Genomic DNA, 23,624 nt, shown 5'->3' on the forward strand with positions numbered 1-23,624 from the left:
ACGACTTCGGCAGCGGTGTGTTGACTCAGGGCTTGACTACTCATCGACCGCAGCCTTCTCGGATACATCGGCCAGGCGCTCCTGGGCTGCGCGAATACCTTCACGTAGCGAGGCTGCCGTGTTGGGGTCTTCCACCGTTGCCAGCGCCCGGCGCCAGCGGTCAATGGCACTATTAAAGTCGCCGTTATCGTACGCGTGAATGCCCAATAAGCCTAACACCGTTGGTTGGCGCGGGTCCTGGGCCAGCGTTTCATCCACCAGGTACTGCACTTCTGCAGTCATCTCACGGTTCGCCATAAAAAAGCGAATTTGCGCCAGCTGTGCCAGCAGCCCAGGAAGCCGGCCTTCAAGGGCGATCAGCCGCTCCAAAGCATCGACGGCTTTTTCCTGATGGCCCGTATCACGATACAGCGGGAACAGCATGGCCCACACGCTCGGGTTATTGGGCTGGAGCGAAGCCTGCTCTTCTATTCGAGCGATATACGTATCCGCGGTGGCAGCAGGGTCGCTTTGGAGTGCCTGCTGAACTTCGTAAAGAGCAAGATCCCCTTCCGCGCCCTCTTCTAGATACCAGAACAAACTAAGCACGGCAAAACCCAACGCAATCAAAGGCACCGCCAATCGACCCGCGCGGGGCGACTTGAGCGGCCGCATAGCCTGCGTATGCGTATCTTCGAGCAGGCTGCGCTCAAGCTCCAGGCGGCTCTCTTCAAACGCGGCGGTATTGATATCTCCCCGGCGATGAGCGGCTTCCAACGATGCCAGGCGGCGCGTAAAGATCGCGACGTTTTGCTCGGCAGCCGTATCATTAGCTTCAAAGGCATGCTGTTCGGCGTAAAGCGCTCCCGCCTTACGCAGCGGAGCGAGTAAACAGACAATCGCCGGTAGCATTACCAGGGCCATGGCAACCCATAATAGCGTCATGACGACCTCCTGCGCTGAATCAAGGCGTCCAGGCGGGCACGCTCTTCAGCGCTCAGAGCCTTGGCCGAGGATTTACGCCGGGTGCGGATTATTAGCATCAGAAGTACAAAGCCCAGGATACCCAACCCCACCGGCAGCCCCCACAGCAAATAGGTACGCTTCTCCAGGCGGGGGTTGTAGAGGATATAGTCGCCAAAGCGCTCCACCATGTGGCTTACAATTTCACTGTCCGAGCGCCCGTCTTGCAGCATTTGATACACCCGCTCACGCATATCGCCGGAAATCGGCGAGTCGGAATCGCCAATTGCCTGGTTCTCGCACAGCGGACAGCGCATTGAGGCAGTTAAGTCGTGATAGCGCTGCGCAAGCACCGGATCGTCAAACTCGCGTAGCTCGATCCCTCCGGCCGCTGCGCTTAACGTAAGAGCCAACAGAATGGCCGCTGTGACGATACGTATTAACGCCATTTGGCCACCTCCGGCAGAATGCGCTCTGAAACGTCTTGAGGCGAGATATAGCCTTTATGGTGGTAGCGGATAATCCCCTCGGCATCGACCAGGAAAGTTTCCGGGGCACCATATACGCCCAGATCAAACCCCAGACTGCCTTCAGGGTCGAAGATATTCATCTCAAAAGGGTCGCCGTATTGGTTGAGAAAGCTCATGCCTTTCTCGCGGGTATCGCGGTAGTTGACCCCGACCATACGGATACCCTGATCGGCGAGCTCCAATAGCTGCGGCATTTCCTGCTTGCACGCCGGGCACCACTCGCCCCACACGTTGACCAGCGTGACCTCACCTTTCAAGAGTGATTGATCGACCGTTTGCTGCTCGTCACGCAGAGTAGTAGCTTCAAACGCTGGGAATTCCCGCGCCATCAACGCTGAGTCGCGCTGTGCCGGGTCATGCTGCAGTCGCTGATACAGAAACAGCGCTACCAGTAGAAAACTCACAGGCAAAAGCAGTAACAGCAACCGGCGGCTCATAGCGTGGCCTCCTGCGGCTCAGACTGACTAGGCGTAGCGGCTGAGGCTTTATTCGTCACTTTTACACGGCGATAACGCTTATCCACAATTGCCAGCACGCCGCCGAGCGCCATCAACAGGCCACCCAACCATAGCCAGCGTACAAAGGGTTTATATTGAATGCGCATGGCCCAGCTGCCGTCGTTCAGGTCCTCACCCATGGCCACGTAAAGATCGCGAAACAGGCCAGGGCGCAGCGCCACCTGCGTCATGGGCATGCCGGTGGCTAGATAAAAGCGTTTTTCCGGACGCATTAAAAAGCCGCGTGCCGAGTCGATATTTTGCACTTCAAGCACCGCCGTGTCGGCCAGAAAGTTGGCGCCCCGACGGCTGGTCAGTTCGGTCATGGTGAACTGATACCCGGCGACCTCGACTGTTGTACCGGGTGCCATACGTACGGTGCGTTCACTGGCATAGTTGGAGACGACTGCCACCCCGACAATCGTTACGGCGATGCCCATATGGCCAAGCACCATGCCCCAGTAGGCCAGGGAAAGCTTGCGTAACCCGGCCAACCGGCTGCGGGCGTGGCGGGTTTTATCGATTAAATCACGCCCCATCGGCAGCACAATCCAGAGTGCGGTCACAATGCCGAGCGACGCCCATAGGTTCCACTCACCGGTGTATATAAATGGCAGGAGCACACCCAATACCAGCGCCGCCGCCCCTGCAAGCCACAGTTTGCGCTTAAGCTCGCGGGCCTCCATGCTTTTCCAGCGGGCCATCGGCCCCAGGCCCATGAAGATGCACATCACCACAGTCAGCGGTACAAAAAGAGCGTTAAAGTAAGGCGGCCCCACGCTGATTTTACCCAGGTTGAGCGAATCCAGAATCAGCGGGTAGAGGGTGCCCAGCAATATGGTCACAGTCATGATGACCAGCACGATATTGTTGATCAGCAGCAGCGCATCTCGTGAAAGCCAGCTGAAGCTAACCTGGTGGCTGACCCTGGGCGCGCGTAGAGCAAACACCAGCAGTGAAAGCGTCACCGTGACCGCCAGCAACACCAGGATAAACAAGCCGCGCGAGGGGTCATTGGCAAACGCGTGTACCGAGGTAAGTACGCCAGAGCGCACCAGAAAAGTACCCAGCAGTGACAGCGAAAAGGTAAAGATGGCCAGCAACACGGTCCAGCTTTTAAACGAGCCGCGCTTTTCAGTGACCGCCAGAGAGTGAATCAGCGCCGTGCCGGTCAGCCAGGGCAAAAGCGAAGCGTTCTCTACCGGGTCCCAAAACCACCAGCCGCCCCAGCCAAGTTCGTAGTAAGCCCACCAGCTGCCCAGCGCGATCCCTACGGTTAAAAAAGCCCAGGCGATATTGGACCAGGGGCGCGCCCAGCGGGTCCAGGCAGCGTCCAACCGTCCACCCAAAAGCGCGGCAATCGCAAAGGCAAACACTACTGAAAACCCGACATAGCCCATATATAGCATCGGCGGATGAACAATCAGGCCAATATCCTGAAGCAGCGGGTTAAGATCCGCGCCATCGTGGGGCACGTTGGGTAAAAGCCGTTCAAAGGGATTGGAGGTCAGCAGGATAAAGAGTAAGAAGCCCAGGCTAACCAAACCCATGACGCCCTGCACTCGGGCCACCATATCGCGGGGCAAACCACAGGAAAAGCGTGAGGCGGCATAGCCCCAGCCCGCCAGCATAAAGCTCCATAAAAGCACCGAGCCTTCGTGGTTGCCCCACACAGCGCTCATCTTGTAGTACCAGGGCAGCAGCGAGTTGGAGTTGTTGGCCACGTTGGTCACGCTGAAGTCATCCAGCAGGTAGCTTGTGGTCAGGCACACATACGCCAGCGCGATAAACAGAAACTGCCCCACCGCCATGGGGTGGCCATAAGCCATCCATAAAGGCCTTCGCGTCGTGGCCCCAGCTAACGGCATTACCGCCTGCACCGCAGCCATTAGCACGGCAATAATCAATGCGAAATGGCCAAGTTCAGGGATCATTTTTACCAACATCGGCGCTCCAACCTAGCACTGGCCCTAAGGCTTACGGCATTCATCAAGCATTTCCATTATGCATTCAGGCGCTTACTCATTCAGACGCTTGCTTATTCAGGCGCTTGCCCACTTCGGCGGCCTTCTCTTGATAATCGGCGGGCGAATAACCAGCGTCTTCCAAGGCCTGCGCCACCTCGGGTGGCATATAGTTTTCATCGTGGCGGGCAAGCACCTTATCCGCCACAAACCGCCCGTCGGCTTGAAGCTTGCCGACCACCACCACGCCCTGCCCCTCTCGAAATAAATCCGGCAGGATACCGTTGTAAGAGACGCCCAGCTCATCGACGTAGTCGGTAATTCGAAACTCGACATCCAGGCTTTGCGGGTCGCGAAATACCGAGCCCTCTTTGACCAGGCCCCCCGCGCGGATGGAGCGCTCAATAGGCGCATCGCCTTGGGCGATCTGCACCGGGCTGAAAAACAGATTGATGTTGGCACGTAACGCATAGAGCGTCAGCCCAATGGCAAGCCCGGCTAACACGAGGCCGCCGAGGATGATCAACAGCTTTTGGCGACGTTTAGGTGTCATCGGTATGGCTCGCTTGAAGTGAGTTCGGCGCGGTACTGGTGCTTGGGAGCGGACGCGTTGTTTCACGCCGGGCCCGGCGCTTTAAATCACGGATCAGCAGGCGGCGCTCCATGCGTGCATGCCCAACGCTGGCAATCATTAATAGCGCCGTGACGCCCCAGGCGGCCCATACGTAAGGCGCATGCCCACCCATGGCCAAAAACGCCGAGAACGAGGAAAACGCCATCAGTGCGCCTCCTTCATTAAATCCATGACCCAGCGCTTATTGGCCTCACGGCGCAAAATTTCACTGCGCGTGCGCATCAGCGTCAGGGCGATAAAGAAGCAGTAGAAACCTAGCACCATGATCAACAGCGGCAACCACATTTCAGTGGGCATGGACGGGCTTGAGGTTACCCTAAATGTTGCAGGCTGATGCAGGGTAAACCACCAATCAACCGAATATTTGATAATCGGGATATTAATCACCCCGACCATGGCAAGCACCGAGGCGGCCCGCGAGCCGCTGTCACGGCTTGTAAAAGCACTGCGCAAGGCAATGACGCCCAAGAATAAAAACAGCAGAATCAACATCGAGGTAAGTCGTGCGTCCCACATCCACCAAGTGCCCCAGGTAGGTACGCCCCACACCGCGCCGGAAAACAGGGCGACAAACGTCATCACTGCCCCCAAAGGCGCCATAACGGTCGCTGCCATGTCGGCAATTTTGATCTTCCAGACCATAAACACCAGCGCCGCCGCGGCCATGGAGACAAAAATCGACTGCGCTAAAAAGGCTGCGGGCACGTGCACGTAAATGATTCGAAAACTATTGCCCTGCTGGTAATCCGCCGGCGCGAAGGCCAGTCCCCATAGCGTGCCGACAGCGATCAAAAGCAGCGAGACCGTCCAGAACCAGGGCTGTAATTTTCCACTCATTGAGTAGAACCATTTGGGGGAGCCCCACTTATGGATAAAGGTCCACATGGCGTGTCTTTCCTTAACCGTTAATGCTGATGCGTAGCGAAGCGGCTATCGCCCAGGGTGCCAGTAACAGGGACGCGGCTAAAAGTGCTCCCAACATCGCCAGATGGGCGGCAACGCCTTCACCAAGAAGGGCGGCCTGCACCGCGCCTACGCCAAAAATAAGCACCGGGATATACAGCGGCAGTATCAACAGTGACAGCAGTACGCCACCGCGGGCGATCCCCACCGTTAGCGCGGCCCCAATGGCACCAATCAAACTCAAACTGGCGCTACCTATCGCCAGTGAAAGCGAAAGAATCGCGTAGCTTCCGGCCGGTAATGCCAGCATGATGCCGAGCAGCGGTGCCATCAACGCAAGCGGTAGCCCGGTGAATAGCCAATGTGCGACCACTTTGGCCAAGCTCAATATGGCCAGTGGTTGAGGCGCTAACAGCAGTTGCTCCAGGCTGCCATCGTCATAATCGGTGCGAAACAGGCTATCCAGAGACAGCAGCGCGGCTAAAAGCGCGGCCACCCATAAAAGCCCAGGGGCAATCAGCGCCAACATGTCGGGGTCGGGTGAAATACCGATAGGAAACAGCGTCACCACCAGTGCAAAAAATACCAGCGGATTGAGTAGCTCGCCGCGCCGCCGCAGCATCAGCGTTAAATCGCGCTCAAGCGTAGCTTTAAAGGCGATCCAAAGGCTGCCTTGAGCAGGCGCTTCGACAATCACGACGGCTGGCGCAGCTTTGGTGCGTTGCAACGACATCTTCTACCCCAACTGAACGCATCTGACGGTGGACGTTACCGCAAGCGCATGGTGCGTGGTCAATAAAACGCAGCCCCCCGCCTGAACGTGGGCCGCCAGCTGGGCTTCCAACGCCGTCACACCCTGGCGGTCAATGGCCGTAAATGGTTCATCCAGCACCCAGAGCGCACGCCGAGTAAGCGTTAAGCGAGCCAGGGCGACACGGCGTTGCTGACCCGCCGAAAGCTGCCCGGCAACGACATCTTCAAAGCCGTTGAGACCCACCTTGGCTAACGCTTCCAAGCGCTGCTCTTCACTGCCTTTATCGCCATTGAGCGCTTGATACCAAGCTAGGTTTTCCAATGGCGAAAGCCCGGCCTTAACGCCGGGGGAATGACCTAGATAAAGCAGATTGGCAAGAAACTGCTCGCGGGCTTTACGCAGTGGTGTGCTGTTCCAGTAAAGCTCACCTTCATACTCGCCTAGCTGACCCGCCAAAATTTTAAGCAGCGTGGTTTTGCCACTGCCGTTGGGGCCTTCAATTCGCAGGATTTCTCCACTGCGAACAGTTAGATCGAGCCCTTCAAATAACCAGCGCCCATCGCGCTCGCAGGCTAATTGTCGTGCTTCCAGGCACAGGCTCAAACGTCTCTCCCAGCGCATTAATAATGGCCAAAACTCTACACGCAAAGCCGCTTTATCGCCAGCCAGGTACCGATAGCTTCAGCAATTAATCAAGCACGCTAACAATGTGAGCAAACCACACGGTTCATGATAAATAGACAAAAACAGCACTACCACTGTATGCAAAAACAGCTGTATACTGAAACCACTGTATGAAAACACATATTAATAAAGTCTGATTTACTACGACTCATGCCTAGGGAAAGGGCGCTGCATTGGAGAACCCAATATGAATATATCGATGTCAGCACCAACACCTGCTTGCCGTTCAGTATTAGGCGCGGGGCTTGGCGCTTCAAAAAGCACTTCCTCTGCACGCGCCGTGTCCGCTTCAGGCCGTATGAAAAGGCACAATACTTACGCGCTTAAAATACGCGGCAACCGACTGCGCGATTGCAACTTATTCGATGGGGATGTCATTATTATTCGGCGTTTTCAACGCGATGCCCATGAAGAAACCGCCGTTGCGCAGATCAACCAGCAGCAAGTCGCTTTAAAGCAGCTCTCTATCAGCCGCTTTGGAGTACATTTATGGCCTGCTGACGCCCAGGCGCCGGATCTCTTTTTGCACAATCGCGATATTCAAGTGTTAGGAATGGTAATGGGGGTGGCTCAGGATAACGCCCACCACCTGGCTACCGATTCTTATGGTCCCATGGAGCATTGATTGCGTTACCGAGTCCCGGATTTACCTGCCGCGCAGTGGCACACCGCTGAAATCGACGTCGAAAAGAGCCAGTTTCTGGCGTGGCTATGCCATGCGCCCGACCTTGGCGCTTTCAGTGCGCTGCTTGAGGCCGCCAGAACCGCCCATCCCAATGCCAGCCACCACTGCACTGCCTATATAGCCGGGCCTCCCGGTGAGCAAACGTTGATTGGATTTTCGGATGATGGTGAGCCGGGCGGCACGGCGGGCAGGCCGATGTATCAGGTACTTCAGGGCAGCAAGCTGGGTGAAATTGGCTGCGTGGTAATTCGCTACTTTGGCGGCACCAAACTCGGCACCGGCGGCTTGGCTCGCGCCTATGCTCAAGCAGTCAGCCATGCCCTGGAAAGCCTGCCGACCCGTGAAGTGATCGAGCGAGACGCCTACACGCTGCGTCTTACCTTTGCCAGCGAAGCCATTGCCCGCGCCTGGTGCGATGAGCAGACGATCCCCATTGAGCAGGTCGACTATGATGGCGAAGGCGTCAAGCTAACCATCGGCTGGCCTCGCGATCACACGTTCGATTTATCCCCGCTGGAAAACCGCTTAAAGTGCACCCTGGACGTTAGCCCGGTCACTACCCCCACTTTTTGATTCTATTCCAAGTCCGCTATCCCCCAAATCTCCTCCCAAAAAAACGGCTTACGGAGTCAACCGTAAGCCGCGTAGCGAGTGATTACTTTTACACCCGCTGATCTATTTCCGATATGCCCCGGGCCTAGCTCCGCCCTATCCCAAATATTTAATCATGACCCCGGCAGCCACGGCAGAACCGATCACCCCTGCCACGTTCGGGCCCATGGCATGCATCAGCAAGAAGTTATGCGGATTCGCTTCAAGCCCGACTTTATTGGCTACTCGCGCAGCCATGGGTACTGCCGATACGCCGGCGGCGCCAATCAATGGGTTAATCGGCATACGGCTCATCAGGTTCATTAGCTTCGCCATTAATACCCCGGCGGCCGTGCCAATTCCGAAGGCCACGATGCCCAACCCCAGAATACCCAAGGTTTCAACCGACAGAAAACTCTCGGCCATCAGCTTTGAGCCCACCGAAAGCCCCAAGATGATTGTTACGATATTGATCAACGCATTCTGAGCAGTATCGGATAGTCGCTCGACCACGCCACACTCACGCATCAGGTTACCAAAGCAGAACATGCCGAGAAGCGGTGCGGCGTCGGGCAGGAACAGCGCCACCAGAATCAACAGCATCAGCGGGAAAACAATCTTTTCCAGCTTGGACACCGGACGCAGCTGCGTCATCTTGATCTGGCGCTCTTTTTCCGTGGTCAACAGCCGCATGATGGGCGGCTGAATCAGCGGCACCAGCGCCATATACGCATAGGCCGCCACCGCGATCGCTCCCAACAGCTCAGGGGCAAGTACGCTGGCCACATAGATCGACGTTGGCCCGTCTGCCCCACCGATAATCCCGATCGCCGCTGCCTGATTAAGCGAGAAGTCCATTACCCCCATAGAGGTAAGTAGCACGGCGCCAAACAGCGTGGCGAAAATACCGAACTGCGCGGCAGCGCCTAAAAACAGCGTGCGCGGGTTGGCCAGGAGCGGCCCAAAATCAGTCATCGCGCCGACGCCCATAAATATCAGCAGCGGCGCAATGCCTGACGCGATGGCAACCGTATAGAAGTTATACAGCATGCCGTTCGTATAACCGACGCTTGCGGCAACATCCTTGGCGGCGCGCAGCTGATCCGGGGCTACGTCGCCGTGGGCAAGCACCTTGAGCGCTTCACGCCAGGCTTCTATACCGGCCGAAGGATCTAGCGCTACGCCAAGTGCAGCACCAATCTGCTGAAGCACGGCAGGCTTGGCCACTTCAATGGCCTGATCCAACGCTGAAATCGCCAGGCCTGCTTCGGGGATATTGGCAAGAATGCCCCCAAAGCCAATAGGCACCAGCAGCAGCGGCTCGAATTTCTTATGGATCGCCAGATACAGCAGCAGTAGCCCGACCCCGATCATGACCGCCTGGCCAAGCTCAAGGTTGTAAAGCCCCGAGCCCTCCCATAACGTGATTAACTTATCCATTCCCGATGCCCTTAAAGCTCAATCAGTGCGTCGCCAACAGTTACGCTGTCGCCTTCACTCACGTTGACTTTCGATACCGTGCCGGCACTGCTGGCGCGAATTTCGGTTTCCATTTTCATTGCTTCAAGGATGATGACGACATCTCCTTCCGCCACCTGATCTCCTGGGCGTACGTTCACTTTGAAAATATTGCCGGCAAGCGGTGCCTCGATACGCTCACCGCTGCTTTCAACCGCCGGTGCCTGCGCAGCGCTTGCTGTAGGAGCGGCGGTACTGGCTGGCTCCTGTATCTGCCCGATGTCGCCGCCTTCGGAAACCTCCACTACAAACGCTTTGCCGTTGAGTTTTACGGTGTAGGTTTCAGGGCCGCGCGCCGCCACTTGCGTACTGGCTTGGGTAGCCACCGGGGTCTTGGTGGGCTGGCTATCTGCTGCCTGAGGTGCGGGTTCGAAGGCCTCGGGGCTATCGCGATTTTTAAGGAACTTCAGGCCAATTTGCGGGAACAGCGCATAGGTTAAAACGTCGTCAATTTCGCGCTCACCTTCTGCTAGACGCAGGTTGTCGGCACTGGCTTTCTGCTTAAGCTCCGCCGCCAACTTTTCCATCTCAGGCGTAAGGTTATCCGCCGGACGACAGGTGATTGGCTGACCGCCGTCCAGTACGCGGGCCTGAAGTTCGGTATCAAACGGCGCAGGCGCCGCGCCATACTCGCCCTTTAGCAGCGCCTGGACTTCTTTGGATATCGACTTGTAACGCTCGCCCATCATGACATTCATGACCGCCTGGGTGCCGACAATCTGCGAGGTAGGCGTCACCAGAGGAATAAACCCCAGGTCTTCGCGCACGCGCGGAATCTCGCTGAGTACATCGTCAAGCTTGTCACCGGCGCCCTGCTCTTTAAGCTGGCCTTCCATGTTGGTCAGCATGCCTCCGGGCACCTGGGCCACGAGAATGCGCGAGTCAATGCCGCGTAGCGAGCCCTCAAAAGCTGCATACTTTTTGCGCACTTCACGAAAGTAACCGGCAATATCTTCCAGCAGCTCAAGGTCCAGACCGGTATCACGGTCGGTATCTTTGAGCATCGCCACAACGGACTCAGTGGGGCTATGGCCATAGGTCATCGACATGGAGGAAATGGCGGTATCCACGTTATCGATGCCGGCTTCTACCGCTTTAAGAATGGTGGAGGTTGAAAGCCCGGTAGTGGCATGGCAGTGCAGGTGAACGGGAATAGACAGGTTTTTCTTCAGACGGGTTACCAGTTCAAACGCCGTGTAGGGCGTCAATAGCCCCGCCATATCCTTGATAGCCAGCGAGTCTGCACCCATTGCGGCAATGGTGGTCGCAAGATCGACCCAGCTATCCAGGGTATGGACCGGACTGACCGTGTAGGAAATGGTCCCCTGGGCATGCCCGCCTACTTGACGAACCGCCTTGATAGCGCGCTCCAGGTTACGGGGATCATTCATGGCATCAAACACACGGAAAACGTCAACGCCGTTGGTCTTGGCCCGCTCGACAAACTTATCCACCACGTCATCGGCGTAGTGGCGGTACCCCAACAGGTTTTGGCCACGCAGCAGCATCGCCTGCGGCGTGTTAGGCATAGCTTCTTTTAGCGCCCGGATACGCTCCCATGGGTCTTCGCCTAAATAGCGAATACACGCATCGAAAGTGGCGCCGCCCCAGGTTTCCAGAGACCAATAGCCAACCCGATCAAGCTTTTCAGCGATCGGCAGCATATCCTCAAGGCGCAAACGCGTCGCAAACAGCGATTGATGGGCGTCGCGCAGTACAACGTCGGTAATACCCAACGGGCGTTTTGTCTCATTCATAGCGATAGCTCACACGTTAAAATTATAGATATGTAGTAAAACTAACAAAAAAAGACCCACAGATTGTTATAACGAACACAAAATTAGCCGACTAGATGTGCTTTGACGAGCGGTAACGATGCACCGCAGCACTGATAACGGCCTTCACTTCGTCTTCCTGACTGTCGGTAACCGGCTTATGCGTTCCTTTTGACCCTGATGCAACGGCGACTGGTATTGGCTGAAAACGGCCAATCATCTTCGACATCAACGTGACACTTATTACCAAAACAGTAAGAAAAACAAAAACAAACCCCATTCCCAGTCCCATGATTGAAAGACCTTCCTGAAGCAGTTCTGTATTTTGCATAACTCCCCTCCCTTTTTAACTGCTTATTAACGCCCCAAGTACTTTAAAAGCTTCTTGGCGTCAGCAAACTAATACTCTAACCTGCCACACTCAGCATAGATTGCAATCGCGCCATAGTGGAAGTCATGGTTGTTAATTTACTACAAAATGGAAAAATAGGTCTTGCTCCGATGGAGGGCGTTATTGATGCCCTCACCCGCGATTTATTAACGCGCCGGGCAGGCTTTGATTGGACCGTCACAGAGTTTGTGCGCGTCGTTGATACGCGCCTTCCGCCCCGCGTGTTCTACAAACACTGCCCTGAACTTGAAAAACGCCCGGTTGCGACGCCTAGCGGCATTCCTGTGCATTTACAGCTACTTGGTTCTGACCCAAATGCTCTTGCCGAAAACGCGCGCCAGGCGTTAGCGTTGGGCGCTTTAAGCGTGGATTTGAATTTTGGCTGCCCTGCCAAGCTGGTTAACCGTCACGATGGCGGCGCATCCCTGCTGCGCCGACCCGAACGCGTTTATCAGGCGGTCAAGGCGGTAGCGGATGCTCTTGAAGGCCAGATCCCGGTCACCGCCAAGATTCGTCTGGGCTTTTCCAACCGCCAGTTGGCGGTTGCTTGTGCCCAGGCGACTCAGGCGGGCGGCGCCTCCCGGCTGGTAGTGCATGGACGTACACGCGATGAAGGCTATCGCCCGCCAGCGCATTGGGAGTGGATTGGCCGGGTGCGTCAGCAGGTGTCGATACCGGTGGTCGCCAATGGGGATATCTGGACGCTGGAGGCGTACTGGAAAGCGCGTACGCTGTCAGGCTGCTCTGATGTCATGCTAGGGCGTAGTGCGCTAGCCGACCCCTGGCTTGCGCCACGCATTCGCCACTGGCAGCAAACCGGCGAGCGGTTGCCTGAAACGACGTGGCCGATGCGTGCCAGCGTGATCAAAGAGTACGCTCGCCTACAGCGCCAGCATCTGCCTGACCGTATCGTGGTGTCACTGGTAAAACAGTGGCTTGCCCAAATGCGTCAAGGCAATGAGGAGGCCAACCAGCATTTTCAGCGCGTTAAGCGCCTAACCGACCTGGATACCCTGCTTCAAAGCCTGGTGCCTGATACAGCGCCTGCTGAGCAAGCTGCCTTCAGCATCTAGCCTAACCCTTGCACCTAAAAAACATCTAGCCCAACCCCTGAGCCAAAAAAAAGCGCCCTCGCAATACGCGGGGCGCTCTAAACGATCCAAGAGCGTGGCGCGAGCCGCCACGATCAGGCTAGAAACAGAAAACCCGCTCTCATTGAAGAGAACGGGTTTGAAATCTGGCGCGCCCGGGAGGATTCGAACCTCCGACCCCCTGATTCGTAGTCAGGTACTCTATCCAGCTGAGCTACGGGCGCTTTAGGTGATGCAAGTGCTTATAAAGTACATAGTGACTTAATACTTTACATCAAGTTAGAAGATGGCGCGCCCGGGAGGATTCGAACCTCCGACCCCCTGATTCGTAGTCAGGTACTCTATCCAGCTGAGCTACGGGCGCATCTTCTATTGTGCTATTGGCGGAGAGAGAGGGATTCGAACCCTCGATAGGGCTATAAACCCTATACTCCCTTAGCAGGGGAGCGCCTTCAGCCACTCGGCCACCTCTCCTCAACGGCACGGCGCGAATATTACCGATTTCAGCAGCTGCTGTCCATACTTATGTCGATTTTTTTTCGCACCGGCTTTGGGTTGCCGTTTAGACGCCCTGTAATGAGCGTAATAAAAGCGGCCATTTACTCTGTTTCGCTCTCACTATTGCGCTCACGCTGGATACGCTGATAAATCTCTTCACGGTGTACGGCAACATCTTTCGGCGCATTAACACCAATACGTACCTGGTTACCTTTCACACCTAGCACTGTGACGGTGATTTCATCACCGATCATCAGCGTTTCGCCAACACGGCGGGTTAGGATGAGCATGGCTGATCTCCTTTTCAGACGTTTTATTACAACGGGTTGTGTCCGCCAGAAGCGCCACTACGCCATTATGCGGCATAGTAGCGCCTTCACCAATGGCTCTGGCTCCATGACACCTAAACCTCCCGTTGAAAGAAAGCTCACCACCAGCGGTAGCGAGTACCTCTTCAGCGTAGAAGGTTTAAGGCGTAAATGTTATTCAGATTCTATATTTGCCTTATCCAGACCAAATGCCTTGTGTAAGGCATTAACCGCCAGCTCCATATGTTTTTCATCGATCACGACTGAAATTTTGATCTCAGACGTGGAAACCATACGGATATTGACGTTTTCGTCAGCCAGTACGCGGAACATCTTTGAGGCAACGCCTGCATGCGAGCGCATGCCGACACCGACCAGGGATACTTTAGCGATATTATCATCGCCACGCAGCTCACCACCGCCCAAATCGGGAATGACGGTTTCTTCGATCAGCTTTTTAGTGGCTTTGTAATCGCCCTTGGCAACCGTAAAGGTGAAGTCGGTGTAATCACCTGCTGGCGCCACGTTCTGCACAATCATATCGACTTCGATATTGGCATCGGCGATAGGACCCAAAATACGTGAAGCAACACCCGGAACATCAGGGGTATGGAGCAGGGTCAGTTTGGCTTCGTTTTTGGTAAACGCGATTCCTGAGATCAGCGGTTCTTCCATGGAGTCCTCGTCTTGGTCAGAATCTGCAACAATTAAGGTACCGGGGCCATCTTCAAAGCTCGACAGTACCCGCAGGGGAACGTTGTATTTGCCGGCAAACTCTACGGCACGGATTTGCAGTACTTTAGAGCCCAGGCTTGCAAGCTCAAGCATTTCTTCAACCGTAATGCTTTCCAGGCGCTGCGCTTTAGTGCACACACGGGGATCAGTGGTGTAAACCCCGTCGACATCAGTATAAATCTGACACTCGTCCGCATTGAGCGCAGCGGCCAGTGCAACACCGGTGGTGTCGGAGCCACCACGTCCAAGCGTTGTGATATTGCCTTCTTCATCAACCCCTTGAAAACCCGCGACGACCACAACCTGTCCAGCATCTAGATCGGCTTTAAGGTCATCGGTTTCAATGCGTTGGATACGCGCCTTGGTATGCGCGCTGTCGGTATGAATACCGATCTGGGCACCCGTGTGCGAGGTCGCCGGTACGCCGATTTGCTGAAGCGCCATGGCCAGAAGCGAAATCGTTACCTGCTCACCGGTTGAGAGCAGCATATCCATCTCACGCGGGGCGGGGTCTTCATTTAACGCATGGGCCATATCGGTCAGTCGATTAGTCTCTCCGCTCATTGCAGAGACCACCACGACGATCTGGTGTCCCTGATCACGAAAGCCTTTGACCTTTTCCGCTACGGCCTTAATACGGTCGACAGAGCCCACCGAGGTGCCGCCGAACTTCTGTACGTATAGTGCCATATGCCGTTTTTCCTATTCGTTCGGAAATGGAGGATGAAACGTAATTTAAATGAACAAAAGGCCGGTCGCTATAATGCCACCGGCCTTGGGTTTAGCTAAGTATATTTTCAAGCCATGCCGGAACACTGCTCAAGGCGCCGGGTAAGCCATCGGGCTGACTACCCCCTGCCTGTGCCATGTCGGCACGACCACCACCTTTACCTCCCACCTGCGAGGCAACATGGTTAACCAGCTCACCCGCTTTCACGCGTTCGGTAAGATCCTGCGTCACGCCTGCAATCAGGCTGACTTTACCGGCAGCCTTATCAGCCACACCCAGGATAATCACGCCTGAGCCGATTTTATTTTTCAGCTGATCGAGCACGCCGCGCAGATCTTTACCGGAAACGCCTTCCAGCTGGGTTGCCAGCAGCTTAACGCCGTGGATCTCTTGCGCCTGGCTCAACATATCGCTGCCTGCGGCGCTGGCAAGTTTGGCTTTTAACTGCTCAAGCTCTTTTTCCAGGCTACGGTTACGTTCAACCAGCGACTCAACGCGGGCTTCAACCTGCTCAGGTTTGGTTTTCAAACGCTCGCCCAGACGCTGCACGCGGGCTTCCTGATCACGGAAATAAGCCAGTGCATTCTCGCCGGTAATAGCTTCGATCCGGCGAACGCCGGATGCGATACCGACCTCGCTGACAATGTGGCAACAGCCGATATCGCCGCTTCGGCCCACGTGGGTACCGCCACACAGCTCAATAGAGAAGTCGTCTGCACCAATGGTCAAGACGCGTACGTTTTCCGCGTATTTGGCTTCAAACAGCGCGGCCGCGCCTTTAGCCTTGGCCTGATCCAGGCTCATCTGCTCGGTTTTCGTTGGCGCATTGGCAAGAATCTGCTCATTTACTAGCCGCTCAACTTCCGCTAACTGCTCGGCGGTCATGGGCTCAAAATGGCTAAAGTCAAAGCGCAGACGCTCGGCATTCACCAGCGAGCCTTTCTGCTGAACATGATCACCCAGCACCATACGCAGGGCTTTATGCAGCAGGTGGGTGGCCGAGTGGTTGCGGATCGTTGCCGAGCGCAGGCTGACATCGACCTGCCCTTTCACGCTTGCGCCTACGTTAAGCGCGCCTTCCACCATGATGCCCTGATGCAGGTGATGGCCGCTCTGCTTTTGCGTGTCGGTGACCTGAAAGCGGCCGCCTTCCACATATAAGTAGCCGGTATCGCCTACCTGACCGCCAGACTCACCGTAGAATGGCGTACGATCCAATACCACGGTGCCCTTCTGGCCCGCTTCCAGCGCCGCCAGGGCATTGCCTTCGCTATCTACAATGGCGGTTACGGTGGACTGATCTTCCAGACGATCATAGCCGGTAAAGCTGGTTTCACCGTCAAGCTCGATAGAGGCGCTGTAGTCGGCACCGAACTGGCTGGCAGCACGAGCACGCTCACGCTGAGCTTCAAGCTCACGCTGGAAACCTTCTTCATCCAGGGTGACGTTACGCTCGCGGCAAACATCGGCGGTAAGATCGAACGGGAAGCCGTAGGTATCGTAAAGCTTAAATACCGTTTCACCCGAGAGCATATTGCCCTCAAGCTCTTCAAGCGCCGCGTTCAGCAATCCCATCCCGTGATCAAGGGTACGGGCAAACTGCTCTTCTTCTTTCAATAGAACGCGGGCAATCTGCGCACGCGCCTCACGAAGCTCAGGGTAGGCTTCGCCCATCTCGGCATCCAGCGCATCCACCAGCATATGGAAGAACGGCTTGGTCGCGCCCAGCTTGTGGCCATGGCGAATTGCCCGACGGATAATACGCCGCAGCACGTAGCCACGGCCTTCGTTAGACGGCAGTACGCCGTCGGCAATCAGGAAAGCACACGAACGGATGTGATCTGCAATAACGCGCAGCGAAGGCGTCGCGGTATCCGCGTGCCCGGTCGCTTTGGCGGCCGCCTGAAGCAGGTTCTGGAACAGGTCGATCTCGTAGTTGGAGTGAACGCCCTGCATCACTGCAGCGACCCGCTCAAGGCCCATGCCGGTATCGATTGACGGCTTGGGCAGCGGGTTCAGCGTACCCTGGGCATCGCGGTCGAACTGCATGAAGACCAGGTTCCAGATCTCAATATAGCGGTCGCCATCTTCATCGGCACTGCCGGGAGGGCCGCCCCATACGTCAGGGCCATGGTCAAAGAAGATTTCCGAGCTGGGGCCACAAGGGCCGGTATCGCCCATCTGCCAGAAGTTGTCTTCATCCAGGCGAGAGAAGCGCTCGGGGTCGATGCCGATTTCGTCCTTCCAGATACGCTCGGCTTCATCGTCGCTAATGTGCACCGTTACCCAAAGCTTCTCTTTGGGAAGCCCTAGAGTCTCGGTTAAAAAGGTCCACGCGAAGCGAATGGCATCATGCTTGAAGTAATCGCCAAAGCTGAAGTTACCCAGCATTTCGAAAAACGTATGGTGGCGCGCCGTGTAGCCGACGTTGTCCAGGTCATTGTGCTTGCCCCCCGCGCGAACACAGCGCTGGGCAGAAGTGGCGCGCACATAGGGGCGCGGGTCGCGACCCAGGAAGACATCCTTGAAGGGCACCATGCCCGCATTGGTGAAGAGCAGCGTGGGGTCGTTACCTGGCACCAGAGAGCCTGTGGGTACAATGGTATGTCCCTGCTCTTCAAAAAAGGATAAAAAAGCCTGTCTAATCTCTGCGCTTCTCATAGGGTATCCGTAACATTAAAGCATGATGCCCCAGGGCGCTGTCGCCGCTACCCGCTGGGGTCGCAAAAGCGCCATTATAGCGCAGTTGTCAAACGACTAAAGCGGCAGTTAGTAGCTAATAGCTAAAGACGTAAGAAAACGATAACGCACAATAGTGATAAAAGAAGGCTTTACAAGCAAGAGAGCGCGTAACGAATTTGTTCAAAATCGAAACCGCGAGAGGCAAGAAAGCGCTCACGTTTGGCGCGTTCCTTGGGGGTGTCACCGGGGGAGGAGAAGCGCCGCGCCAAGGTATCACTGGCCAGCTCAAACCAGTCAACGCCTTCGTTGTCTTCAACGCAGGCGAGCGCATTGCTTAAAATTTCCTGGTCAACGCCACGCTGGCGGAGCTCGCCTTTAATGCGTATGACGCCTTGGCCACGGATGATACGTGAACGAATAAAGCTTTCGGCAAAGCGCACATCCGACTGGAGCCCCTGCTCTTCCAGAGTATCCAGGCACGCCTCGATGTCCGCGTTCTCGAAAGCCTTCTTTTTTAGTCTTTGCGCTATCTCAGCGCGAGAGTACTCGCGCCGAGATAGCAGCTGAAGCGCTATGTCGCGTGGGGTTGCATCACGTGACGAAGCAAACATTCGATTTACAGCAGGTCGTCGTCAGCATCAGCGGCGACATCAGCAGCCGGCGCTTCTTCTTTTTTCGGGTCAGGCTTGGCAAGCAGCTGTTCCCGAATCTGGCTTTCGATCTCTTGCATGATTTCCGGATGCTCTTCAAGGTACTGGGCGGCGTTTGCCTTGCCCTGACCAATCTTGTTGCCTTTATAGCTGTACCAGGCGCCTGCCTTGTCGACCAGGTTGCACTGCACGCCCAGATCAACCACCTCACCAGCATGGTAAATACCCTTGCCGTACAGGATCTGGAACTCGGCCTGACGGAACGGCGGTGCTACCTTGTTTTTAACCACTTTAACGCGGGTTTCGTTACCGGTGACTTCATCACCCGATTTTACGGAACCGGTACGGCGAATATCGAGCCGCACGCTGGCGTAAAACTTCAGCGCGTTACCGCCAGTCGTGGTTTCCGGGCTACCAAACATCACGCCGATCTTCATGCGGATCTGGTTGATAAACACCACGAGGCAGTTGGCGTTTTTGATATTACCGGTGATTTTACGCAGCGCCTGAGACATCAAACGCGCCTGCAGACCTACATGGGTATCACCCATTTCGCCTTCGATTTCAGCCCGCGGTGTCAGCGCGGCAACGGAGTCGATAATGATCACGTCAACGCCGCCCGAGCGGACCAGCATATCGGTGATTTCAAGCGCCTGCTCACCGGTGTCCGGCTGAGATACCAGCAGGTCATCCAGGTTAACACCCAGTTTTTCTGCATAGCTTGGATCAAGGGCGTGCTCGGCATCAACGAACGCACATACCTTGCCCTGCTTCTGTGCTTGAGCAATGACCGACAGGGTCAGCGTGGTTTTACCCGACGATTCCGGTCCAAAAATCTCTACCACCCGGCCAAAGGGCAAACCACCAATGCCAAGAGCGATGTCCAAGCCTAGCGAGCCAGTGGACACTGACGGCATGACGACGCGCGGAGCGTCGCCCAAGCGCATCACCGTGCCTTTACCAAACTGGCGGTCGATCTGACTAAGTGCGGCGTTTAGCGCTTTCGTACGGTTGTCATCCTGAGCCATGCAAACACCCTCATCACAAACTGTATAATTACACAGTATTATGCCAAAAATTTGCTGGTAAACAAATCCTCAACGTCGTTTTTAACGATTATTTCTCAACCTCACCTTCCCCAAAAGCATCCAGGCGCGCTACCAGGCCTGCCAGCGCCTCGCGTACTGCCTGCTCGCGCACTGCCTGACGATCACCGGGAAAATGAAAGCATTCCGCCTGCTGGTGAATCTTATCTCCCCAGGCAAGCCAGACGGTTCCCACCGGTTTTTCTGGATTGCCGCCATCAGGCCCGGCAACACCGCTTACCGCAACGCCCAATTGAGCGCCGCTTTCCTGACAAGCGCCTGCGACCATTGCCTTCACCACCGCCTCACTGACGGCACCTTCAGCTTCCAGTGTAGCGGCTGGCACACCTAACAGGCGTGTTTTTGCCGTATTCGCATAGGTAATATAGCCCGTTGTAAAATAAGCCGAGCTTCCCGCCGCCGAGGTAATGGCACTGGCGATGCCACCGCCCGTACATGACTCCGCCGCGGTTATTTCTATCTGACGCTGCTGACAGACCCGCCCAAGCCGCTGTGCCAGAAGTGACAAATCAAGATTTTTAAGGCTGGATACGCTAGGGGGCATGGTCGCTCCTTCATGTAGGACATCAGTTCAGCGTAGAATACTGCGTTTAGCTTTCTCAAAGAAATCGCTCAAAGAAATCGCGCAAAAAGTACGTAACCCAAGAATGTGGTTAAAAAGGTAGTAAAGAGCGTATTTCAAAGCACATATTTCAAGAACATGCCGCAAGCCACGCTGGCTTGCGCCACGCTCAATCAGGACGCCCATGTCACAGGCCATTCCCCCCAACACGCCAATGATCACGCAATATTTAAAGATCAAACGTGAACACCCCGAGGTACTACTGTTCTACCGCATGGGGGATTTTTACGAGCTGTTTTTCGACGACGCCAAACGCGCTTCAGCCCTGCTGGACATTACGCTCACCCAGCGCGGCCAGTCAGGCGGCAAACCGATCCCCATGGCTGGCATCCCCTATCATAGCGCCGAGGGCTATCTCGCCCGCCTGGTGGCTACCGGTGAATCCGTGGCCATCTGCGAGCAAATTGGTGATCCGGCTACCAGCAAAGGCCCCGTCGAACGGCAGGTAGTGCGCATTGTGACACCCGGCACCCTGCACGATGAGGCCCTGCTCGACGCCCGCCGCGACAACGTGCTGGTCGCTTTGGCATCTGGCAGCGATCGCTGGGGACTTGCCTGGCTTGAGCTTTCCAGCGGACGTTTTAGCGTGCTGGAAGTAGACAGCGAAGCCGAGATGCTCGCCGAGCTGACCCGTCTTTCACCCGCCGAGTTACTGGTACCCGAGAGCTTAACGCTTCCCGACATGTGGTCGCAAAAGCGTAGCTTACGCCGACAGGGCGAGTGGTTGTTTGATCTGGAAAGCGCCAATCGCAGCCTGTGCGATCAGTTTGAAGTGCAGGATCTGCGTGGGTTTGGCTGCGCTCATCTAACGACCGCGCTTGTCGCCGCCGGTGTGCTGATCGATTACGCGCGTGACACACAGCGCTCGCGCCTGCCCCACGTCACCGCGCTGAGCGTCGAAAACCGCGATGACGCAGTAGTGATCGATGGTGCCAGCCGACGCAATCTGGAGATTGATATCAACCTGGGCGGCAGTGCCGACAATACGCTGGCAAGCGTGTTGGACACCTGCACCACTGCAATGGGTTCACGGCTACTGAAACGTTGGCTGAATCGCCCTCTGCGCCAGCGCGAGACGGTACAGGGCCGCCAGGCCGGCGTTGCACTGTTAAGCCTGGACGCCGCCTATATGACGCTGCGCGACACGCTCAATGATGTTGGTGATGTCGAGCGTATTCTGGCGCGCGTTGCGCTGTATAGCGCCCGGCCGCGCGATTTGGCGCGCCTGAGAGATGCCCTCAATACCCTGCCCATGCTTGAGCAGCAGCTAAGTGACGTCGAAAGTGGCAGCGCTCTGGACAACCTGCGCCCACATATCCGCCCCTATCCCGACATCGCCGACACGCTCAACCGGGCGCTGATTGAGAACCCGCCCGTAGTTATCCGTGATGGCGGTGTGATTGCCGATGGCTTTGACGCCGAGCTTGATGAGCACCGCGGCATGGCCGAAAACGCCGGCAGCTACCTGGTCAAGCTTGAACTGCGTGAACGTGAACGTACCGGACTTGCCAACCTGAAGGTCGGCTACAACCGCGTACACGGCTACTTTATCGAGCTGCCCCGCTCTCAGGCCCAGCAGGCCCCGGCTGACTATATTCGCCGCCAAACACTGAAAAACGCCGAGCGATTTATCATCCCGGAACTTAAAGAGTTCGAAGATAAGGCGCTATCGGCCAAGTCGCGCGCCTTGACTCGTGAAAAGTGGCTGTACGACCGCCTGCTTGGCGAGCTCAACGAAAATCTAACCGCCCTGCAGGGTACCTCTCGGGCACTCGCCGAACTGGACGTGCTGTGCGCTTTTGCCGAGCGCGCCGAGGCGCTCAACTGGGTGCGCCCAACGTTAAGCGATGCCACCGGCATTACGATTACCGCAGGCCGCCACCCGGTCGTGGAACAGGTAAGCGATAAGCCGTTTGTACCTAACGACGTGCTGCTCACACCCGAGCGGCATATGTTGATTATCACCGGCCCCAACATGGGCGGTAAATCTACCTATATGCGCCAGACGGCACTGATTGCACTGCTGGCCCATAGCGGTAGCTTTGTGCCCGCGGATGCGGCTGAAATAGGCCCTATCGACCGGATCTTCACCCGTATTGGTTCATCGGATGATTTGGCGGGTGGTCGCTCGACGTTTATGGTCGAGATGACCGAAACCGCGAATATTTTGCATAATGCAACCGAGCAAAGCCTGGTACTTATGGATGAAATTGGCCGGGGCACGAGCACTTTTGATGGTCTTTCGCTTGCCTGGGCGAGTGCCGAACATCTTGCCCAGGCGCACGCGCTCACGCTGTTTGCCACCCACTACTTTGAAATGACGGCGCTGCCTGACCAGGCCGAGGGTGTGGCCAATATCCATTTAACCGCCACCGAGCACGGCGACAGCATTGTGTTTATGCATCGCATAGAGGCGGGCCCGGCGAGCCAAAGCTATGGCTTACAGGTAGCCCAACTGGCGGGCGTGCCCACGCATGTCATTAAACGTGCCAGGGAAAAGCTGATTGCGCTTGAGCAGCGCGATGTGAACACGCATCAGGCACGCTCTGCTGGCGTATCGGAACATTACCCTCAGGCAACATCCGCCCCCCAGCAAAACGATCTGTTTGCCAGCACACCGCATCCGGTTGTAGAAGCGCTTGAGCGCGCGGATGTAGACGATTTATCGCCCCGTGAAGCGCTTGCGCTGATTTATCAATGGCGGGATCTGCTGTAATTGGCGCAAGAGAAGACGCTCAGAGCTTGCCGTTAGGTATGGGCACCACTAGAATGTCGCCCATACTTTTTAGCTTATAAAAAACGGCTGTTTTATAACCATTCACGATTGACCATGACCGGACTGTACCTCCGGTCCCGCAAGAGGGATAGCGCGATGACGTTTGTCGTTACCGAAAACTGCATCCAATGCAAATACACCGACTGTGTCGAAGTCTGCCCGGTCGACTGCTTTTACGAAGGCCCCAACTTCCTGGTGATTCACCCGGATGAGTGCATTGATTGCGCCCTATGCGAGCCGGAGTGCCCTGCAGAGGCCATCTTCTCTGAGGATGAGCTGCCTGATGGGCAGGAACAGTTTATCGAGATCAATGCTGAACTGGCCGATGTGTGGCCCAACATTTCTGAAAAGAAAGATGCCTTGCCAGATGCGGAAGAGTGGGATGGCAAGAGCGGCAAGATCGAGAAGCTTGAGCGCTAGTAATAACGGCGTAACAGCATTTTCTAAGAACCAGCGTCCGCGCTGGTTTTTTTCTGTCTGACCATCAAGCGAATGCCTGCTGCAAACGCAAAAGAGCCGCCCAAGGGCGGCTCTTTTGCGCTACAGGATACATCTCAG

23 protein-coding genes and 3 tRNA genes are annotated in these 23,624 nt (G+C 56.0%); 5 read left to right on the forward strand and 21 right to left on the reverse strand.

What is annotated here, in order from left to right:
- Window positions 1-36: 36 nt before the first annotated feature.
- The 9 genes from ccmI to ccmA all read right to left on the reverse strand — a co-directional run bounded on the left by ccmI (window position 37) and on the right by ccmA (window position 6,827).
- Window positions 37-924 (reverse strand): c-type cytochrome biogenesis protein CcmI, encoded by an 888-nt coding sequence (gene ccmI / locus D467_RS19240; protein WP_018918022.1) that lies wholly within the window; start codon window positions 922-924, stop codon window positions 37-39.
- Complete coding sequence (locus D467_RS0113325) at window positions 921-1,391, reverse strand: cytochrome c-type biogenesis protein (protein WP_018918023.1); 471 nt, start codon at window positions 1,389-1,391, stop codon at window positions 921-923. Before D467_RS0113325 ends, ccmI begins: the two co-directional genes overlap by 4 nt.
- The gene (locus D467_RS0113330) at window positions 1,382-1,909 is read right to left on the reverse strand and encodes a DsbE family thiol:disulfide interchange protein (RefSeq protein ID WP_018918024.1); all 528 of its coding nucleotides are present in this window, start codon (window positions 1,907-1,909) and stop codon (window positions 1,382-1,384) included. Before D467_RS0113330 ends, D467_RS0113325 begins: the two co-directional genes overlap by 10 nt.
- Window positions 1,906-3,915, reverse strand: a complete 2,010-nt coding sequence (locus D467_RS0113335; protein WP_018918025.1) for a heme lyase CcmF/NrfE family subunit — start codon at window positions 3,913-3,915, stop codon at window positions 1,906-1,908. Before D467_RS0113335 ends, D467_RS0113330 begins: the two co-directional genes overlap by 4 nt.
- Before the next feature lie 76 nt (window positions 3,916-3,991).
- Complete coding sequence (ccmE, locus tag D467_RS0113340; RefSeq protein ID WP_018918026.1) at window positions 3,992-4,486, reverse strand: cytochrome c maturation protein CcmE; 495 nt, start codon at window positions 4,484-4,486, stop codon at window positions 3,992-3,994.
- A complete protein-coding gene (gene ccmD / locus D467_RS0113345) occupies window positions 4,476-4,712 on the reverse strand; it encodes a heme exporter protein CcmD (RefSeq protein ID WP_018918027.1) in 237 nt (78 codons plus the stop codon). The genes ccmE and ccmD overlap by 11 nt, the downstream gene beginning before the upstream one ends.
- Entirely contained in the window at window positions 4,712-5,452 is a 741-nt protein-coding gene (locus tag D467_RS0113350) for a heme ABC transporter permease (RefSeq protein WP_018918028.1), read from the reverse strand. The genes ccmD and D467_RS0113350 overlap by 1 nt, the downstream gene beginning before the upstream one ends.
- A gap of 13 nt (window positions 5,453-5,465) precedes the next feature.
- Window positions 5,466-6,203 carry a heme exporter protein CcmB gene (ccmB, locus tag D467_RS0113355; RefSeq protein ID WP_018918029.1) on the reverse strand — a complete coding sequence of 246 codons (738 nt, stop codon included), beginning with the start codon at window positions 6,201-6,203 and terminating at the stop codon, window positions 5,466-5,468.
- Window positions 6,204-6,206: 3 nt separating this feature from the next.
- Complete coding sequence (ccmA, locus tag D467_RS0113360; protein ID WP_018918030.1) at window positions 6,207-6,827, reverse strand: cytochrome c biogenesis heme-transporting ATPase CcmA; 621 nt, start codon at window positions 6,825-6,827, stop codon at window positions 6,207-6,209.
- Between the two features lie 268 nt (window positions 6,828-7,095).
- Here ccmA and D467_RS19245 point away from each other — a divergent pair, with 268 nt between their 5' ends.
- Together D467_RS19245 and D467_RS0113370 are read left to right on the forward strand one after the other, a co-directional pair.
- The gene (locus D467_RS19245; protein WP_018918031.1) at window positions 7,096-7,533 is read left to right on the forward strand and encodes a LexA family protein; all 438 of its coding nucleotides are present in this window, start codon (window positions 7,096-7,098) and stop codon (window positions 7,531-7,533) included.
- Entirely contained in the window at window positions 7,534-8,166 is a 633-nt protein-coding gene (locus D467_RS0113370; protein ID WP_018918032.1) for an IMPACT family protein, read from the forward strand.
- A 135-nt stretch (window positions 8,167-8,301) separates the two neighbouring features.
- Here D467_RS0113370 and D467_RS0113375 read toward each other — a convergent pair whose 3' ends face one another.
- The 3 genes from D467_RS0113375 to D467_RS0113385 form a co-directional block, all read right to left on the reverse strand.
- Complete coding sequence (locus D467_RS0113375) at window positions 8,302-9,624, reverse strand: sodium ion-translocating decarboxylase subunit beta (RefSeq protein ID WP_018918033.1); 1,323 nt, start codon at window positions 9,622-9,624, stop codon at window positions 8,302-8,304.
- 11 nt (window positions 9,625-9,635) lie between these two features.
- Window positions 9,636-11,459 carry a sodium-extruding oxaloacetate decarboxylase subunit alpha gene (gene oadA / locus D467_RS0113380; protein WP_018918034.1) on the reverse strand — a complete coding sequence of 608 codons (1,824 nt, stop codon included), beginning with the start codon at window positions 11,457-11,459 and terminating at the stop codon, window positions 9,636-9,638.
- 91 nt (window positions 11,460-11,550) lie between these two features.
- The gene (locus D467_RS0113385; protein ID WP_018918035.1) at window positions 11,551-11,808 is read right to left on the reverse strand and encodes an OadG family protein; all 258 of its coding nucleotides are present in this window, start codon (window positions 11,806-11,808) and stop codon (window positions 11,551-11,553) included.
- Between the two features lie 125 nt (window positions 11,809-11,933).
- Between D467_RS0113385 and D467_RS19250 the strand changes: the two genes are divergently transcribed.
- Window positions 11,934-12,941, forward strand: a complete 1,008-nt coding sequence (locus D467_RS19250; protein WP_244147835.1) for a tRNA dihydrouridine synthase — start codon at window positions 11,934-11,936, stop codon at window positions 12,939-12,941.
- Between the two features lie 165 nt (window positions 12,942-13,106).
- Here D467_RS19250 and D467_RS0113395 read toward each other — a convergent pair.
- From D467_RS0113395 to D467_RS0113435, 9 genes are all read right to left on the reverse strand, one after another.
- A tRNA-Arg gene (locus D467_RS0113395) sits at window positions 13,107-13,183 on the reverse strand.
- A 63-nt stretch (window positions 13,184-13,246) separates the two neighbouring features.
- Window positions 13,247-13,323: transfer RNA gene (locus D467_RS0113400), tRNA-Arg, on the reverse strand.
- A gap of 17 nt (window positions 13,324-13,340) precedes the next feature.
- Window positions 13,341-13,433 (reverse strand) — tRNA-Ser (locus D467_RS0113405).
- A gap of 125 nt (window positions 13,434-13,558) precedes the next feature.
- A complete protein-coding gene (gene csrA / locus D467_RS0113410; RefSeq protein ID WP_018918037.1) occupies window positions 13,559-13,747 on the reverse strand; it encodes a carbon storage regulator CsrA in 189 nt (62 codons plus the stop codon).
- Window positions 13,748-13,939: 192 nt separating this feature from the next.
- Entirely contained in the window at window positions 13,940-15,190 is a 1,251-nt protein-coding gene (locus D467_RS0113415) for an aspartate kinase (RefSeq protein ID WP_018918038.1), read from the reverse strand.
- A gap of 91 nt (window positions 15,191-15,281) precedes the next feature.
- Window positions 15,282-17,891, reverse strand: coding sequence for an alanine--tRNA ligase (gene alaS, locus D467_RS0113420; protein ID WP_018918039.1), 2,610 nt, complete (start codon window positions 17,889-17,891; stop codon window positions 15,282-15,284).
- Between the two features lie 170 nt (window positions 17,892-18,061).
- Entirely contained in the window at window positions 18,062-18,523 is a 462-nt protein-coding gene (locus tag D467_RS19255; protein WP_018918040.1) for a regulatory protein RecX, read from the reverse strand.
- Between the two features lie 5 nt (window positions 18,524-18,528).
- On the reverse strand, window positions 18,529-19,590 hold the full coding sequence (gene recA, locus D467_RS0113430; protein WP_018918041.1) for a recombinase RecA: 1,062 nt from the start codon (window positions 19,588-19,590) through the stop codon (window positions 18,529-18,531).
- A gap of 88 nt (window positions 19,591-19,678) precedes the next feature.
- Window positions 19,679-20,212, reverse strand: coding sequence for a CinA family protein (locus tag D467_RS0113435; RefSeq protein ID WP_018918042.1), 534 nt, complete (start codon window positions 20,210-20,212; stop codon window positions 19,679-19,681).
- Window positions 20,213-20,414: 202 nt separating this feature from the next.
- Between D467_RS0113435 and mutS the strand changes: the two genes are divergently transcribed.
- Together mutS and fdxA are read left to right on the forward strand one after the other, a co-directional pair.
- Window positions 20,415-23,006: a DNA mismatch repair protein MutS gene (gene mutS / locus D467_RS0113445; protein ID WP_018918044.1), complete on the forward strand. Its 2,592-nt coding sequence runs from the start codon at window positions 20,415-20,417 to the stop codon at window positions 23,004-23,006.
- Window positions 23,007-23,162: 156 nt separating this feature from the next.
- Window positions 23,163-23,486, forward strand: a complete 324-nt coding sequence (gene fdxA / locus D467_RS0113450; RefSeq protein ID WP_018918045.1) for a ferredoxin FdxA — start codon at window positions 23,163-23,165, stop codon at window positions 23,484-23,486.
- Window positions 23,487-23,624 lie beyond the last annotated feature (138 nt).

It is taken from the genome of Vreelandella zhanjiangensis DSM 21076, assembly GCF_000377665.1.
In the GTDB taxonomy this organism is placed as follows: domain Bacteria; phylum Pseudomonadota; class Gammaproteobacteria; order Pseudomonadales; family Halomonadaceae; genus Vreelandella; species Vreelandella zhanjiangensis.

What these genes read in the sequence shown, in the direction of transcription:
- ccmI (WP_018918022.1), bottom strand. Translation starts at nt 924, where the DNA reads ATGACGCTATTATGGGTTGCCATGGCCCTGGTAATGCTACCGGCGATT.
- D467_RS19250 (WP_244147835.1), top strand. Translation starts at nt 11,934, where the DNA reads ATGGTTGTTAATTTACTACAAAATGGAAAAATAGGTCTTGCTCCGATG.
- D467_RS19255 (WP_018918040.1), bottom strand. Translation starts at nt 18,523, where the DNA reads ATGTTTGCTTCGTCACGTGATGCAACCCCACGCGACATAGCGCTTCAG.
- D467_RS19245 (WP_018918031.1), top strand. Translation starts at nt 7,096, where the DNA reads ATGAATATATCGATGTCAGCACCAACACCTGCTTGCCGTTCAGTATTA.
- alaS (WP_018918039.1), bottom strand. Translation starts at nt 17,891, where the DNA reads ATGAGAAGCGCAGAGATTAGACAGGCTTTTTTATCCTTTTTTGAAGAG.
- D467_RS0113435 (WP_018918042.1), bottom strand. Translation starts at nt 20,212, where the DNA reads ATGCCCCCTAGCGTATCCAGCCTTAAAAATCTTGATTTGTCACTTCTG.
- D467_RS0113350 (WP_018918028.1), bottom strand. Translation starts at nt 5,452, where the DNA reads ATGTGGACCTTTATCCATAAGTGGGGCTCCCCCAAATGGTTCTACTCA.
- mutS (WP_018918044.1), top strand. Translation starts at nt 20,415, where the DNA reads ATGTCACAGGCCATTCCCCCCAACACGCCAATGATCACGCAATATTTA.
- csrA (WP_018918037.1), bottom strand. Translation starts at nt 13,747, where the DNA reads ATGCTCATCCTAACCCGCCGTGTTGGCGAAACGCTGATGATCGGTGAT.
- D467_RS0113385 (WP_018918035.1), bottom strand. Translation starts at nt 11,808, where the DNA reads ATGCAAAATACAGAACTGCTTCAGGAAGGTCTTTCAATCATGGGACTG.
- fdxA (WP_018918045.1), top strand. Translation starts at nt 23,163, where the DNA reads ATGACGTTTGTCGTTACCGAAAACTGCATCCAATGCAAATACACCGAC.
- ccmE (WP_018918026.1), bottom strand. Translation starts at nt 4,486, where the DNA reads ATGACACCTAAACGTCGCCAAAAGCTGTTGATCATCCTCGGCGGCCTC.
- D467_RS0113375 (WP_018918033.1), bottom strand. Translation starts at nt 9,624, where the DNA reads ATGGATAAGTTAATCACGTTATGGGAGGGCTCGGGGCTTTACAACCTT.
- D467_RS0113325 (WP_018918023.1), bottom strand. Translation starts at nt 1,391, where the DNA reads ATGGCGTTAATACGTATCGTCACAGCGGCCATTCTGTTGGCTCTTACG.
- D467_RS0113330 (WP_018918024.1), bottom strand. Translation starts at nt 1,909, where the DNA reads ATGAGCCGCCGGTTGCTGTTACTGCTTTTGCCTGTGAGTTTTCTACTG.
- oadA (WP_018918034.1), bottom strand. Translation starts at nt 11,459, where the DNA reads ATGAATGAGACAAAACGCCCGTTGGGTATTACCGACGTTGTACTGCGC.
- ccmB (WP_018918029.1), bottom strand. Translation starts at nt 6,203, where the DNA reads ATGTCGTTGCAACGCACCAAAGCTGCGCCAGCCGTCGTGATTGTCGAA.
- D467_RS0113415 (WP_018918038.1), bottom strand. Translation starts at nt 15,190, where the DNA reads ATGGCACTATACGTACAGAAGTTCGGCGGCACCTCGGTGGGCTCTGTC.
- ccmD (WP_018918027.1), bottom strand. Translation starts at nt 4,712, where the DNA reads ATGGCGTTTTCCTCGTTCTCGGCGTTTTTGGCCATGGGTGGGCATGCG.
- D467_RS0113335 (WP_018918025.1), bottom strand. Translation starts at nt 3,915, where the DNA reads ATGTTGGTAAAAATGATCCCTGAACTTGGCCATTTCGCATTGATTATT.
- recA (WP_018918041.1), bottom strand. Translation starts at nt 19,590, where the DNA reads ATGGCTCAGGATGACAACCGTACGAAAGCGCTAAACGCCGCACTTAGT.